At 70.0% G+C, this 15179-nt stretch carries 11 protein-coding genes and 1 pseudogene; 3 read left to right on the top strand and 9 right to left on the bottom strand.

The window, feature by feature from the left end:
* Positions 1-258 precede the first annotated feature (258 nt).
* The 8 genes from Vse01_RS26385 to Vse01_RS26350 all read right to left on the bottom strand — a co-directional run bounded on the left by Vse01_RS26385 (position 259) and on the right by Vse01_RS26350 (position 9878).
* Positions 259-1269 carry an ABC transporter ATP-binding protein gene (locus tag Vse01_RS26385; RefSeq protein WP_093404968.1) on the bottom strand — a complete coding sequence of 337 codons (1011 nt, stop codon included), beginning with the start codon at positions 1267-1269 and terminating at the stop codon, positions 259-261.
* On the bottom strand, positions 1262-2299 hold the full coding sequence (locus tag Vse01_RS26380) for an ABC transporter ATP-binding protein (protein WP_093404964.1): 1038 nt from the start codon (positions 2297-2299) through the stop codon (positions 1262-1264). Before Vse01_RS26380 ends, Vse01_RS26385 begins: the two co-directional genes overlap by 8 nt.
* 85 nt (positions 2300-2384) lie before the next feature.
* Positions 2385-3320, bottom strand: a complete 936-nt coding sequence (locus tag Vse01_RS26375; protein WP_093405472.1) for an ABC transporter permease — start codon at positions 3318-3320, stop codon at positions 2385-2387.
* Positions 3321-3392: 72 nt separating this feature from the next.
* Complete coding sequence (locus Vse01_RS26370) at positions 3393-4403, bottom strand: ABC transporter permease (RefSeq protein WP_093404960.1); 1011 nt, start codon at positions 4401-4403, stop codon at positions 3393-3395.
* Positions 4404-4503: 100 nt separating this feature from the next.
* The gene (locus Vse01_RS26365; protein ID WP_093404958.1) at positions 4504-6138 is read right to left on the bottom strand and encodes a peptide ABC transporter substrate-binding protein; all 1635 of its coding nucleotides are present in this window, start codon (positions 6136-6138) and stop codon (positions 4504-4506) included.
* A gap of 425 nt (positions 6139-6563) precedes the next feature.
* Positions 6564-7748 (bottom strand): thioester domain-containing protein, encoded by a 1185-nt coding sequence (locus tag Vse01_RS26360; RefSeq protein ID WP_232511265.1) that lies wholly within the window; start codon positions 7746-7748, stop codon positions 6564-6566.
* Between the two features lie 178 nt (positions 7749-7926).
* On the bottom strand, positions 7927-8613 hold the full coding sequence (locus Vse01_RS26355) for a response regulator (RefSeq protein ID WP_093405465.1): 687 nt from the start codon (positions 8611-8613) through the stop codon (positions 7927-7929).
* A complete protein-coding gene (locus tag Vse01_RS26350; protein WP_093405467.1) occupies positions 8613-9878 on the bottom strand; it encodes an ATP-binding protein in 1266 nt (421 codons plus the stop codon). The genes Vse01_RS26355 and Vse01_RS26350 overlap by 1 nt, the downstream gene beginning before the upstream one ends.
* Before the next feature lie 172 nt (positions 9879-10050).
* On the opposite strand from Vse01_RS26350, the gene Vse01_RS26345 reads away from it, so the two are divergent.
* The 3 genes and pseudogenes from Vse01_RS26345 (at position 10051) to Vse01_RS26335 (ending at position 13702) form a co-directional block, all read left to right on the top strand.
* Positions 10051-11844, top strand: coding sequence for a PspC domain-containing protein (locus Vse01_RS26345; RefSeq protein WP_232511264.1), 1794 nt, complete (start codon positions 10051-10053; stop codon positions 11842-11844).
* A pseudogene (locus tag Vse01_RS29750) lies at positions 11841-12023 on the top strand (hypothetical protein); the annotation flags it as partial. The gene Vse01_RS26345 and the pseudogene Vse01_RS29750, both read left to right, overlap by 4 nt.
* A gap of 431 nt (positions 12024-12454) precedes the next feature.
* Positions 12455-13702, top strand: a complete 1248-nt coding sequence (locus Vse01_RS26335) for a phosphatidylserine decarboxylase (RefSeq protein WP_093404954.1) — start codon at positions 12455-12457, stop codon at positions 13700-13702.
* Between the two features lie 186 nt (positions 13703-13888).
* Here the strand turns inward: Vse01_RS26335 and Vse01_RS26330 are convergent, their stop codons facing one another.
* A complete protein-coding gene (locus Vse01_RS26330) occupies positions 13889-14836 on the bottom strand; it encodes a CDP-alcohol phosphatidyltransferase family protein (RefSeq protein WP_093405460.1) in 948 nt (315 codons plus the stop codon).
* Positions 14837-15179: the final 343 nt, after the last annotated feature.

Raw genomic sequence — 15179 nt, 5'->3', positions numbered from 1 at the left:
CCCCCCCACCCCCACCCCCGCCCCCCGACCCCCCCACCCCCCGACCGCCCCGTTGATCAAGAAGTTTGCGTCTGGATCCGCGCTGTTCCAGACGCAAACTTCTTGATCAACCTGGGGGTGGGTGGGTGGGTGGGTGATGCAGGATGTGGACCGGGGCGCCGGCTGCTGGTGACGGCCGACGCCCCGAATCACTGAGGAGGCACTACCTTCACCGCCGCTCCCGGTACGGATGGACGGGAGCCGACGGCGTCTGTGGGGCTACTCCGACGCGTGCACCACGTCGCGTACCTCAGCGAAGTGGCAGGCGCTCGGGTGGCCCGAACTGTCGCGGACCTCCAGCAGCGGCACCTGCTCGGCGCAGATGTCCTGGGCCTTCCAGCACCGGGTACGGAACCGGCAGCCCGAGGGCGGGTTGGCCGGCGACGGCACGTCACCGGTCAGCACGATCTGATCCCGATGCCCACGCAGCTTCGGATCCGGCACCGGCACCGCCGACAGCAGTGCCTGCGTGTACGGGTGGGTCGGGTTGTCGTAGATCTCGTCCTCGGTGCCGATCTCGATGATCTTGCCGAGGTACATGACCGCGACCCGGTCGGCGATGTGCCGGACCACCGACAGGTCGTGGGCGATGAAGATGTACGACAGCCCGAGCTCCTTCTGGAGCTTCTCCAGCAGGTTGATCACCTGGGCCTGGATGGAGACGTCCAGCGCGGAGACCGGCTCGTCACACAGGATGATCTCCGGGTTGAGCGCCAGCGCCCGGGCGATGCCGATGCGCTGCCGCTGACCGCCGGAGAACTGGTGCGGGTACCGGGTGATGTGGTCCGGGTTGAGGCCGACCAGATCGAGCAGCTCCTGCACCCTCGCCCGCCGCTTGCCCTTCGGCAGCACGTCCGGGTGCACCTCGAAGGGCTCGCCGATGATGTCGCCGACGGTCATCCGCGGGTTGAGCGAGGTGTACGGGTCCTGCATCACCAGCTGAATGTTGCGCCGGCCCCGACGTCGTTCCTCGGCGCCGACGTTTGACATGTTCTTGCCCTGCACGAACAGGTCGCCGGAGGTCGGCGTCTCCAGCCCCACCAGCAGCCTGGCCAACGTCGACTTGCCGCAGCCGGACTCGCCCACGATGCCAAGCGTCTCGCCGCGCCGCAGTTGCAGGTTGACCCCGTCGACCGCCTGCACCGCACCGTACTGCTTCTTGAAGACGATGCCCCGGGTCAGCGGGAAGTGCTTGACCAGGTCGCGGGTTTCCAGCACCACATCACTCATCGCCCTTGACCTCCTTCCAGAAGTGGCAGGCGGCCGTCCGGCTCGGCGACACCTGGTACAGCGGCGGCGCCGGGTCCTTCCGGCAGACCTCCTGCGCGTACCCGCACCGGGGGTTGAAGGCGCAGCCCGGCGGGATGTTTGTCAGCATCGGCGGCAGGCCCTTGATGGCACTGAGCTCGTGACCCTTGAGGTCCAGGCGCGGGATCGACTCCAGCAGACCCTTGGTGTACGGGTGGGCGGGGCTGGCGTAGATGTCGTTCACGCCGGCTTCCTCGATGACCCGGCCGGCGTACATCACCGAGATCCGGTCCGCCACGTCGGCCACCACACCCATGTCGTGAGTGATCAGCACCAGACCCATGTTCCGTTCCCGCTGCAACTCGGCGAGCAGCGCCATGATCTGCGCCTGCACGGTCACGTCCAGCGCGGTGGTCGGCTCGTCGGCGATCAGCACCTCGGGGTCGAGCGCCAACGCCATCGCGATCATGACGCGCTGCCGCATACCACCCGAGAACTGGTGCGGGTAGTCGTTCACCCGCTGCTTCGCCGCCGGGATCTTCACCAGGTCCAGCAGCTCGACGGCACGGGCCTTGGCGTCCTGCCGGGACATGCCCCGGTGCTTGCGGAACAGCTCGGCCAGTTGGAAACCGACGGTGAAGACCGGGTTCAACGCGGAGAGCGCGTCCTGGAAGATCATCGCGATCCGGTTCGCCCGCACCTTGCGGCGCTCCGACTCCGGCAGCTTGAGCAGGTCGACCCCCCGGTAGAGGATCTCACCGCCGGTGATGAAGCCGGGTGGGGTGTCCAGGATGCCCATGATCGCCTGAGCGGTCACGCTCTTGCCGCAGCCGGACTCGCCGAGGATCGCCCGGGTCTCACCCGCCCGCAGGTCGAAGCTCACGCCGTTCACAGCGTGAGCGATGCCGTTGCGGGTGCGGAACTCCACGTGCAGGTCCTTGACCTGCAGCGGCAGCGCATCCGGGTCCACGCCCGCCAGCGCCTCCATCTTGACGTTCACATCAGTACTCATGCCGGCACTCCGCTTCGCTCCGTGCCCTCATGAGGCACCGTCGCCCTGTGCTGATGATTCGCTCGCTGAGACTCGCTCATCGGACTCACCGGAACTTCGGGTCGAGGGCGTCACGCAGCGCGTCACCCATGAGGATGAAGGACAGCACCGTGCCGACCAGCAGACCACAGGGGAAGAGCAGCAGCCACGGGTCGTCCAGGAAGTAGACCTGGTGAGTGCTGATCATGATGCCCCAGGACTGCGCGGGCTGCTGCAGCCCCACACCGAGGAAGGTCAGCGTGGCCTCGGCGGCGACGAACGAGCCGAGCACGATGGTGGCGTACACAAGCATCGGCGCGATCGCGTTCGGCAGGATGTGCCGGAACATCAACCGGGAGTTGCGGGCGCCGACCGCCTTCGCGGCGTGCACGTAGTCCAGGTCCTTCGAGGAGATGACGCTGCCCCGGATGATCCGGGCGATGGTCGGCCAGGCCAGCAGGAACAGCACCGCGGTGATGGTCCAGATGTTCTGCCGCTTGATCACGGTGAGGAACACGATCGCGCCGAGCAGGAACGGCAGCGAGAAGAAGATGTCCATCACCCGGGAGATGACCGCGTCGACCCAGCCGCCGTAGTAGCCGGCGAGCAGGCCGAGCACCCCACCGAACACCACGATGCCGCTGGTCGCCATCACCGCGATCACCATGGACGGGCGGGCACCGTAGATCGCGTGCGAGTAGTAGTCGCAGCCCAGCACGTCGAAGCCGAAGGGGTGCTCCCAGCTCGGCGAGACCCGGGACCTGTCGGTGCTGCACGCCCGCGGGTCCTGGCTGGTCCAGAGCTTCGGGAAGAGCGCCATCGAGCCGACCGCGAGAACGTAGACGAAGGCGATCACGAAGACCGGGTCGCGCAGCAGCTGCCGCCGGGCGTCCGCCCACAGGCTCGCGTTGCGCTCTTTGCCGCCCGGCGCGTCAGGCGTAGGGCCGTCACCGGCCACCGGCGCACCACCGATGGCGGAGCCCGCGCTCGTCAGGTCACTCATGTCCACACCTCGTTTCGCTCCACCCGGCCATCAGGAACGGTCGGAAGACCTACGTCCGCCACCGTGATTCGGTCACTCATAGCGGATCCTCGGGTCGAGCACGGCATAGAGCAGGTCGACCAGCAGGTTGGCCAACAGGACGACCAGCACCAGCATGGTCACCACCCCGACCACCACCGAGGACTCACCGGTGCGCGCCGACATCGTCACCAGCCGGCCGATGCCCGGCACGTTGAAGATGGTCTCGGTGACGACCGCGCCGGCCATCGCGGCGCCGATGTCGACGCCGAGGAAGGTGATCACGGGGATCAGCGAGTTGCGGAGCGTGTGCACGCCGATGACGCGCTTGTTGGTCAGCCCCTTGGCCTTGGCGGTACGGACGTAGTCAGCACGGATGTTCTCCATGATGCTGGTCCGGGTGAGCCGGGCGGTGGTAGCGAGCGAGACCGCGCCGAGCACCATGCCGGGAATGATCAGGCTTGCGAACGGATAGTCGGGCTTGAAGCCGGGGCTGAACATGCCGGAAGAGATCACGTCCGGAATCCAGTCCTGGCCCCGCAGCACGTTGCCGAACTTGACCCCGACGAACTCCCGGACCACCAGGCCCAACACGAAGATCGGCACCGAGATGACGAAGACCGTGCTGATCTTCACCAGGTAGTCGGTGAAGCTACCGCCGCGCAGACCGGCAAGCACACCCGCTGCGATGCCGACGACCGCCTCGAACACGATCGCGATGACCAGCAGCTTGAGGGTGAACGGAATGGCATCGGCGACCAGGTCGGTGACCTCCCGCTGGCGCAGGTTGATGCCGAAGTCGAAGTGGAAGAAGATGTTCTGCAAACGGTCCAGGAAGAGCCCGAAACAGGGGTTGCCCCGCTGGTCCAGGCAGGGGTCACCGTAGCCGAGCCGCTCGGTGATCGCCGCAAGCAGCGCGGGATCCGGCGTCCGGTCCCCGAACAGCGCCCGGACCGGGTTCCCGCTGAACTGGATCGCCAGCGAGGTCATGTAGTGCAGTAGGAACATGGTGCCCAGCACGGTGGGGATGAACTGGAGCAACCGTCGAATGACGTAGCGCCCCATGACGGGGTCTCCTCTCGGCGCTGACGTGGCGGCAACGATCACCCTGTTGGGGTCACCGTTGCCGCCACGTCGTATTACGGCAGGATCAGGAGTCTGAAGCTCAGTTCTGCTTCAGCGAAATCGCACCGTAGTCGGCATCCGAGACGGCGTTCCAGACGAACTGGTCGACGTTCTCGCTGTAGACCGCGCCAACCTTGTTGAACCACATCGGGATGACCGGCAGGTCCTCGCCGAGGATGTCCTCCGCCTTCTGGTAGGACGGGATCGCGGCCTGGATCGAGTCGGCCGAGTCACCCTCCTTCATCAGAGCGTCGAACTCCGGGTTGGTGTAGCCCGAGTTGTTGCTGCCGGCACCGGTGCCGTACAGCGGGTAGAGGAAGGTCTCCATGAACGGGTAGTCCGGACCCCAGCCGAGGCGGAACCCACCGGTGAACTTCTTCTGGTCCGCGGTCTCCAGGTACTCGGCGAACTGCAGGTTGACCTTGAGCTCGTAGTCGATGCCCAGGGCCTCCTTGATCTGGTCACCAACCGCCTGCAGCCACAGGTCGTGGCCGGCACCGGCGTTGGCCCACAGGATCAGCTTCTCACCGGCCGGCCAGCCGCCAGCCTCGGCGAGCAGCTGCTTGGCCTTCTCGACGTCCTTGGTGCAGTACTTGCAGACGCCCTCACGCGCACCCTCGAAGGTCGGGGCCACGTAGCCGGTAGCCGGGGTGAACCGGCCGTCGAACACCGCGTCGATGATCGACTGACGGTCGATCGACAGCGACAGCGCCTGACGGATCCGCTTGTCCTTGAAGGCGTCCTGGTACAGCGGCATGCCGACGTAGGTGAAGCTGTCACCCGGCTGCTCGTACATCCGGTCGCCGTACTGCGCCTGGGCCTCCTTGTAGCGGGCCGGGGGCAGCGTGTAGAGCACGTCCAGCTCGCCCGCCTGGAAGGCGGCGTAGCCGGCGTCGATGTCGGCGAAGATCCGGTACTCGATGCGGTCCGGCTTGCCCGGCTCACCCTTCCAGGTGTCGCTACGGACCAGGTTGATGGCGACGTTGTGCTGCCAGCTGCCATCGATCTTGTAGGGGCCGTTGCCGATCGGCGTCTCGTTGCACTTCGCGATGTCGTCGACGCAGGCCTGGGCCATCGGGAAGAAGCCCGGGTAACCGATCGTGGTCGGGAAACCGGAGAACGGCGCGTCGAGCTCGACGGTGAAGGTCAGGTCGTCGACCTTCTTGAGACCCGACATGGTCTCGGCGGTCGGCTCCGGAGCCTTCTTCGGGCCCTCGCCGTCCGGGTCCGCCGGCGCCACGTCCGCCTTACCGGCGATCCGCTTCATGAAGTAGCCGTTGTTCTGGGCGTTCGGCCCGTAAGCGGCGTAGTTCCACGACCGGAGGAACGCGTCAGCGTTGACCGGCTCACCGTTGTCGAAGGTGTAGCCGCTCTTGAGCTTGATCGTCCAGAGCTTCTGGTCGGTCGACTCGACCGACTCGGCCAGGTCCATCTCGACCGCCGAGGTCTCGGCGTTGTACTTGACCAGACCGCGGTACAGCTGACGGATCACGTACAACGACGGCTCGTCGTCGCCGCCGGACGGGGTCAGGAACGCCGGCTCGGCGTTGTACACCCGCAGCGTGCCGCCGGACTCGCCGGCCGGCTCGTTGTCGTCGCCACCGCTGCTACAGGCGGTAGCCAACATGGCGGTGGCGGTCGCCGCGACCGCCACCTTCAGGAATTTCCCGCGCATGGGAGTGCCTCCTCAGGGCGCTCGGCTCACGAGGGGGTTGTGAGGTGCCTGCAACTGTGACACCCGATGCGCCCAGGCGGGAAGGCGTGTTATCAACCCGATACCCGCCCGGGACGGTGCCGACATCGACCCACAGGCACCACTCCGGCGCGTCGGAGGCATGGTATGAGCTGCTCGTCAACCACATTTCCACGCTCGGCCGACCGTCGGATGACGCGAGCCCGACGACTCCGCGAACCCGCCGGAGCATCGACGTGAATCCCGCCACTCCTTCCGCAATCCTATCCGAAAGTATGAGTCTGATTCCAGACCAGCGGTCGATCGTCTTGGTCGGCTGAAGGACTCCTGTCCCCCAAAAGCGGTCCGACCCCGAATCCCGCGTTGCTGCGGGATCCGGGGTCGGACGCGGTGTCGCGGCGTGGTGATCAGGCCGTGAAGTGGATCCTGCGACGACGCAGCACCAGGACGGTGACCGCACCGGCGACCAGGAGCACCAGGCCGGCGGCGATCGCGGTGATGATCGGCGCACCGGTCAGCGGCAGACCACCGTCGTTCGAGGCCGGCGAGGTGGACGGGGCGGGACTCGCCGGCGACTCCTCGGGAGTGCTCGGCGTCGGCTCCGGCGACGGGGACTCCGTCGGGGTGGACGGCGTCGGCTCCGGCGTCGTCGGCTCGGGGCTCGGCTGCGGCGCCGTGAAGGTGGCCTTCGCCTCGGCGGTCACCGTGGCGCCGGTGCTGCCGCCCAGGATCAGCTTCTGCGCCGCCTTGGGCCCGGTGTAGAGGAACACCCGGCCGAAGGAGACCGAGTCGGCGGCGGACGCGGTCACGCTGACCTCGCCGGCTTCCTCGGTCGTCAGCCAGAACTGGCCGCCGTTGTCGGTCGTGGTCACGGGCGCGCCCTCGGCGTCGACCGCCGACCCGCCGGTGACGGCCAGCGTGATCTCACCCGCCGGCCCCGTCACGGTGAACGGACCGGCCTTCTCCCCGACCTTCGCGGTGGCGGTGGCCGGATCGATGCTCAGCTCGGCCTTCGGCTCGGGCTGGTCGGTGGCATTCGCGATCAGGTAGTCGTGGACCTTCTTGATCACTGCGTACCGCTGCTTGTTGATCAGGCCACGCCCGGCGGCCCAGTCACCCAGTTCGATGCCGTCGCTGAAGTGCCACACGGCGGTCTGGGTACCGAAGTAGAGCAGGTTGCGGCGTACCTTCGCGTCCGTCCCGGCGGGCACGGTGGCACCGGCGGCGGCCAACAGCGCGGCGGAGTCGGCGTTCGGGTACCCGTGGGTCAGCACCCACTGCACCTTCGCGAGGTTCTTCACCTGGGACTCGTCCCAGGTGCCCTCCTGGTACTTGCCGTTGATCGCGACGTTCGTGTGGTAGTCGATGCAGAAGGCCGGAAGCTGCTTGCCGTCGATCTTGATTGCCAGTGCCGAGGTCCGCTTGACCTTGCCGTCGAGCAGCAGCTTGACGGTGCTGTCCGGCACCGACTTCGCCACGCCGGTGGCCGGGTCCTCGGCGGCGGCAGGGGCGGCGGCACCGAGCGCCAGCGCGCCGCCGGTGACGGCCGCGAGCGCGATCCGCGCCCAGCGCCGTCCTCGTTGTCCGATCATGATTTTCGTGCACCTCTCGGGCAGGGAGTGACCCGCGTACGCGCGGGTGGCCGGAGTCGCCGTTCCCGCGGGATGAGCGGCATCCGCACGCAAGGAAAGGCGAGGGGCATTATTGACCGCGACTTGATCACATGTCACGCCCTGCGGCCTGATTAGCCGCTTATGCCGAGAAGGTCGGTTATACCAAACGCCGGTCCGCCGCCCAGCGGGACAGCTCGTACCGGTTGGACATCTGGAGTTTGCGCAGCACGTTCGAGACGTGCGTCTCGACGGTCTTGATCGAGATGTAAAGCTCCCGGGCGATCTCCTTGTACGCGTACCCCCGGGCGAGCAGCCGCAGCACCTCGCGTTCCCGGTTGGTCAGCTGGTCCAGTTCCGGATCGGCGACCGGGGCGTCCGGCCGGGCGGCGAAGGCGTCCAGTACGAAACCGGCCAGGCGCGGGCTGAACACCGCGTCACCGTCGGCCACCCGCCGGATCGCCGCGGCCAACTCGTCCGGCGAGATGGTCTTGGTGACGTAACCACGCGCACCCGCCCGGATCAGCCCGATCACATCCTCGGCCGCGTCGGAGACGCTGAGTGCCAGGAAGCGGACCTCGGGATGGCTGCGCCGCATCGCCTCCAGCACCGCCCGCCCACCACCGTCGGGCATGTGCACGTCGAGCAGGACCACGTCCGGTCCGGTCGCCGCGATCCGGCTGACCGCCTCGGCCACCGTGCTCGCCTCGCCCACCACCTCGACGTGCGCACCGAGTTCGGCGCGTACCCCGGCTCGGAACATGGCGTGGTCGTCGACCAGGAACACCCGCAGCCGTCCGGGCCCGGTGCTCTCCGGCTCGACCGGTGGTGTCGACTGCTCGGCCATCATTTGTCCCTCTCCGCAGTGGCCGACTCCCGGGCGATCGGCAGGATCAGCCGGACCTCGGTCCCCTCTCCAGGCCGGGAGCGGATCTCCGCCCGGCCACCGTGCCGTTTCATCCGCCCGACGATCGAGCCTCGGACACCGTGCCGATGGTCCTCCACCGTATCCGGATCGAACCCGACACCCCGATCCCGTACGAAGACACTTACCTGTTCGGGCTCGACCTCGGCGTAGAGCGAGACGGTCTGCACCCCGGCGTGCCGGGCGGCGTTCACCAGCGCCTCACGCGCCGCGGCCACCAGCGCACCGACCCGCTCGTCGGTCTCCCGGTCGCCCACCACGACCGCCTCCACGGTGATCGCGAAGGTGTCCTCCACCTCGGCCGCGGCCTGTTCCAGCGCGGCGGCGAGGCGTTCGGTGGGTGACGCGGTGGGCTTGTAGAGCCAGTTGCGCAGCGAGCGCTCCTGGCCCCGGGCGAGCCGCTGCACCGTCTTGACGTCGCTGGCGTTGCGCTGGATCAACGCGAGGGTGTGCAGCACCTGGTCGTGCACCATGGCCGCCAGTTCGGCCCGCTCCTGCTCGCGGATGCGCCCCTCGCGCTCGGAGCGGAGCTGGTTCCAGGTGCGCCAGAGCACCGGCGCGGCCACCACCCCCACACCCGCCAGCCCGACCGACGCGAAGATCACACCGTTGATCACGGCGTCGAGGTTCTGCGCCGGGGAGTAGACCGCGGCCACACCGATGATGCCGACCGCGACCAGCACCCCGCCCCCGACGAAGCGCAGTACGAAGGCCCGCCGGTCGCTCTCCTCTATCACCGCGCCGAGCCAGGGCACCGGCATCGACTCGCCCCACTGCCGTCGCCGCTCGGGCGCGGACTGGTGCCAGATCACGCCCGCGCCGACCGCGATGATGGCGACCAACCAGCCTGCCGTGCCGGCCGCGCCGACCGAGTCGAAGACCATCACCTGGATCAGCAGTACGCCGAGCCCGATGGCCACGAAGGGCAGCAGCTGGCCGACATCGCGGCGCGGCGGTACGGCGTTGTCACCGGGTCGCAGCGGCACGACCGCCCAGAAGGCGGCATAGAGCAGCAGACCCAACCCGCTCAGCCCGAGCAGCACCATGAAGGCGATCCGGACCCGGACCACCGGAACTCCGAGATGCTCGGCGATGCCGGCGGCCACCCCGGCGGCCATCCGGTGCTCCGGGGCGCGGTAGAGGCGGGGTGGTTGACTGATGCTGCTGATCGCGGGCTCCCTGGTCAGGACGGTCGAGCCGGACGAGAGGCGAGGATTTCCGGCGCCGATCCGATCGTCACACGCGGCGTGGCCGCCCGACCACGGGGACGCCCCCGACATTCGGGCCGGTCGGATCTCAGGGTGGGGTCAGGGTCGCTTCCGGAGGCCGCTCGGGCATCGGGCGCAGCAGGATCGAGGCATGACCGACGACGCTGCCCAGCCGCACCGGCCGGGGCCGACCGAACCGGAGTCGACGCCTCCGGCGGCCACCGGGCCGGCCGTACCCGAATCCCCCGGTGCCGAGGCGGACGGCCCGGCCGCACCCGTCGGCGGGCGGGCGCCCACCGGTGGAGCGGCGTGGGACGACGCACCGCCACCCGTTGCCGCGGCGCCACCGCCCACCGGCGGAACGGCATGGGACACCGCGCCACCGTCCGCCGGGCCGGGGGGGCCGGGCGGACCCGGGGAGTCGGGCGGACTCGGGGGGCCGGGCGGACTCGGGGGGCCGGGCGGACCGGGCCGACCCGGCGGGCCAGGGTGGTGGGGCGGGGCCGGTGCGCCGCCGGGAGGCGGCCCGGGCGGGCCGTTCGGCGGCGCCGGCTTCACCTCGCGGTACGGGCTGGTCCGGCCACGCGAGGGCCGCTACCTGGCGGGCGTCTGTGCTGCCGTCGGTCGAGCCACCAACACCGACCCCGTGCTCTGGCGGGTGCTGTTGGCGGTCCTGGGCTTCTTCGGCGGTGTCGGCATCCTGGTCTACGTCGCCGCCTGGTTGATCATCCCGGGCGAGGGCGACACCGCCTCGCCCATCGAGTCCATGCTGGGCCGTGGGCGTTCCAGCATGTCCCCGGTCACCGTGATCGTCCTCGGCGTGGTGGTAGCGGTGGGCTTCGGCTTCGTCGTCACCGACGCCTTCCGCGCGGTACTGCTCGGCGCGGCCATCCTGGTCGGCGGTGCGCTGCTGCTGAATCGTCAGCAGCGCGAAGCCCGACCCGAGTCGGCCGTACCGGGTACGCCGGACGCTGGTGTCGGCGCGAGTCCACCTCCGCCACCCGGTCCGGTGCCGCCGGTCAGCTATCCCGGGCCGACCGCCTATCCGGCGGCGTACCCGGAATTCGGCCGGACCACGACGGTCGCGCCGCCCGTCTTCCACCCAGCCGGCCCGACGTCCGGCGTTCCCTCGGCACCGTCGGTGCCGGGCGGGCCTGAGGAGCCAACCATGCAGTTGCCGACGGCGTCGGCATGGCCGACGAGCGCCGCCGCGGCGGGCCCAGCGGTCACCCCACCGACCTACCGTCCCCCGTTCGCCCCGCACGGCCCTTACGCCGGGCCGCCGAAGGTGGCCCCGCCGCCACCGCCCAAGTCGAAGCCGCCCCGCAAGCCCCGGGAACGATCGGCCCTGGGCGCGGTGACCTTATCGTTGATCTTTGTCGCGTTGGGGCTGGTCGGCGTGCTCGACCTGCTGGACGTCTTCGAGATCGGCGCGTCGGCCTACTTCGCCGCGGCACTCGCGGTGATCGGCCTCGGCCTGCTCGTGGGTACCTGGTTCGGGCGGGCCCGCTGGCTGATCGCGCTCGGGCTGGTGACCGCCGCCGCCCTGGCCGTGGTCACGGTCGTCGAGTCCTACGACCGGGTACGCGGGGTGGACGGCGCGGTAACCTGGGCACCGACGAGCCACCGCGACCTCGCCGTCCGGTACGAACAGAGTTTCGGCGACGCGGTGCTCGACCTGCGGGCGATCGACTTCGACCAGCAGGAGACGGAGATAACCGTCGCCATCAACTTCGGTGAGGCCACCGTGGTGCTGCCACCGAACGTGGACGTCACGGCGGTGACCCAGGTGACCGCCGGTGACGCGAACGTCCTCGGCCAACGAACGCAGGGCATGGACAACCGGCCCGTTGACGTCGTCGATCTGGGTCCGGACGGCGCCGGGGGCGGCAAACTGCGCCTCAACCTGCACGTCAACGCCGGACACATGGAGGTGACCCGGTGAGGACCCACCGCACCGACCTGGTGTCGTTCGCCTTCGGGCTGCTCTTTCTCGCCCTCGCCGCCTGGTGGCTGCTCGCCCAGGTGCTCGGTCTCGTACTGCCACCGGCCGGCTGGTTCCTGGCCGGCGGACTGATCCTGGTCGGCGGGCTCGGCCTGATCGGCGCCCTGCGTTCCAGCCGATACAACGGTCGGCCCGCACCGGCCGACACGCCCGACGACACCGGCCGGAAAGACTCCGCACCGGACGCTGCGGAGAGCGCCGCCGATCCGCTTCCGGGCCCGGCGACTCCCGACACCCCGACGGGCCAGCCGGCCCCGGTCAGCTCGGCACGGGCGGCCGACCCGGATCCGCAGGTGGACCGCACACTGGATCTGTTCGGCGGGGCGGACGAGACGCCACCGCCCGGACGGCAGGGGCGCGACGCCTGACCGTGCGGCCACTGTCGCTCGCCGCCTATGCTGGCCGGTGTGCTCCCGCCAGCGCTGGCCGGCCCGCGCCGCAGGGCAACCCCGCGGGTCGTCGGCGCGCGGGCCGTCCGTGGCCGGGCCGACCTCGCCGCCGGCGGTGACCATCGCGTCAGTCGCCTCTACCCGTCAGGAGCCCGTTCGACATGACCCAGTCCCCCGCCGTGCGTACGCCCGACCGATCCGGTCCGGTCCGCCTCGGCGAGCGCGCCGCCCGTACCCTCGTCTCCGAGCTTGCCCGGATCAACGAACCGAAGGCCGCCCTGCTGGTCGGCGCGGCTCCGGAGTCCGCGGTGCTTACCGCGGCGATCGAAGCGATGCTGCCCGGCGACACCCTCACCCTGGTACCCGCCGAACGGGTCAGCGCCACGGCGCTGCGGGAGCACGTCACCGCCCAGGGCCGCTGGGTCGCCGAGCGGGTCCGGGTCGTGGACAGCCTCGCCGAGGCGGAGGCCGCTGCGGTGGTCATCGCCGCCGAGGCGTTCACCGGCACCGCTGACGAGGCCCGCACCACCATCGGGACACTCACCAAGTACCTGGCCGACGGCGCGGTGCTCAGCGTCGCCACCGCCGTCGCCCGGACCGCCGGCGCAGCCGCCGAGTTGGACCGGCAGGGCGCGCTGTACGGCGTCGGCAACGACCTGGTGCTGCTCAACAACCCGCCGGTACGCGTGTACCGGCTCCGCTTCACCCCGGCCGAGGCCGCAGCGGCCGAGCGGCTCGCTCCCGCGTACCGGCCGTCGAGCGTGCCGCTCAGCCGCGACATGCACATCGACTCCAACGGGGTCGCCGCCGCCGGCATCGCCCTCGGGCTGGCCGCGCTGACCCGACTGGCCCGACCGAAGTCGAAGCTCTGGCTGCTGCCCGCGCTGGCCGCCGCGCCGGTGGCGGCCTTCTTCCGGGACCCGCAGCGGGACGTGCCGGAGGACCCGTCGGCCGTGGTGGCCGCCGCCGACGGGCAGGTGTTGTCGGTGCAGCGCCTGACGGACGAGCGCTTCGGCGACAGCGAGTTCCTCCGGATCGCTGTCTTCCTGTCGGTGCTGGACGTGCACGTCAACCGCTCCCCGGTGGCCGGCAAGGTGGTCGACTACTTCGTCGCCGACGGCGGGTTCGTCAACGCGATGAAGCCGGACGCGGAGCACAACGTGGCCGCCTACACGGTGTTGGACACCGCCCACGGCACCGTGGTGGTGGCCCAGCGGACCGGCCTGATCGCCCGCCGGATCGTGCAGCGCGCTCCGATCGGCGCGTTGCTGGCCCGGGGCGAACGGTTCGGGCTGATCCGCTTCGGCTCGCGTACCGACGTCTACCTGCCGGCAGAGGCTGCGGAGCCGCTGGTCGGCCCGGGTGACAAGGTTATCGGTGGATCGACCGTGATCGCCCGCTGGCGCTGACCCGGTAGGCGACCGCACGCGGGTCGCGGCCGCACGCGGGTGGGCCGGCACGCGGGTTGCGGCAACCTGGGCCCTCAGCCGGCCCGGAGGCCGCGACATGCCGCGAGTCGGGTGCCGCCTGGCGGAGATGGGGCGAAGAGAAAGGGGTGTCGCGGCTTGGCCGCGACACCCCTTTTCAGCAGCGGGTCAGACGATGGTGCGACGCTGGCGCAGCCAGAGCACCGGACCGCTGACCAGATATCCGACCACGATCAGCCCGAAGGTGAGCCGGACGTCGATCAGGGCGCCGATCACCGGCGCGAGCCAGACCCACGGCGGCAGCTTGACCAGGCGGGCGAGCTTGGCGTAGGGGAAGCTGCTGACCATGGTGAAGGCGAGCAGGGCCACCCCGGCGATCTGCACCGCCCCCGGCACCGGCATTCCGATCACCACCATCAGGGCGAGCACGGCGGCGGCCATGGTGGTGGGTACGCCGGAGAAGAACCGTCCGTCGCTCGGCGAGACGTTGAACCTCGCCAGCCGGATGGCGGCGCAGGCGGCGACGAGCGCGGCGGCCACAGCGGCGGCGGCCGTCGGCGCGGAACCGGCCAGCGACGCGTAGACCACCACGGGTGCGGCGAGACCGAAGGAGCACATGTCGGCCAGCGAGTCCATCTGGGCACCGAACGGGCTGGACACCCCGAGCTTGCGGGCCAGCGCGCCGTCCAGGCCGTCGAACGCGACGCAGGCGATCAGGAGGAACGCGGCCAGCCGCACCTCACCCTGCATGGCGACGAAGATCGCGTTGATGCCGAGCAGCAGGCTGGCCAGCGTGCAGGCGTTGACCAGGGCGAACTTCATCCGCCGCGCCGGGGTCCGCTCACCTGGCAGCAGCGGCGCCGGTGTCGCTGTCGACGCGCCCAGCGCCGGAGCCGGCGCAACGGGTGGGTTGACCGTGACCGGGCCGACCAGCGGGCTGACCGGGGCGATGGTCTCCATCCCGGTGCGGCGGGACCGCCGGAGGCCGTATCGGCGACGCGGGCGGTCCTGATACCGGGGCTCGGGCAACAGGTCGGTCGCGCCGTGCATTTCTGCACCTCGGCGGCCGACGCGGACCAGCAGGACCTGGCGGGCGAGGGTGCCACTGCGGCGCAGCGGGCCCGTCCAGCTTCGCCCTGCGGGACGCGGGCTGTCAGTCGTACGACGCCGGCGCCATGGGGCTCTCGGCACGTTTCCTCCATCACCGGATCGGCTTACCGCAACGTGGCGGGCGTCCGGCTGTCTCGTGCCGGACCTTCCTGGCCCGGCAGCCGTTTTGCGGAGTACACCATCGCACAGGGGGGTGGGGAATGGCGATAGCTGCCGGCGGTACTTATATCTCCCTTAACCGCGCGAACCGCCGTCTTATTCCCATCCGGGACACCATCGCCCGTTTTCTACGCCTGCGCTGCCTTGACTGTACCGGAGGTCGTCCGCCCCGGCTCGGTGGCGAGATCGG

Source organism: Micromonospora sediminimaris, from assembly GCF_016863575.1.
Classification (GTDB): domain Bacteria; phylum Actinomycetota; class Actinomycetes; order Mycobacteriales; family Micromonosporaceae; genus Micromonospora; species Micromonospora sediminimaris.
Note: the sequence above shows the minus strand (reverse complement) of the source record. Positions and strands in the feature narration are given on the sequence as shown.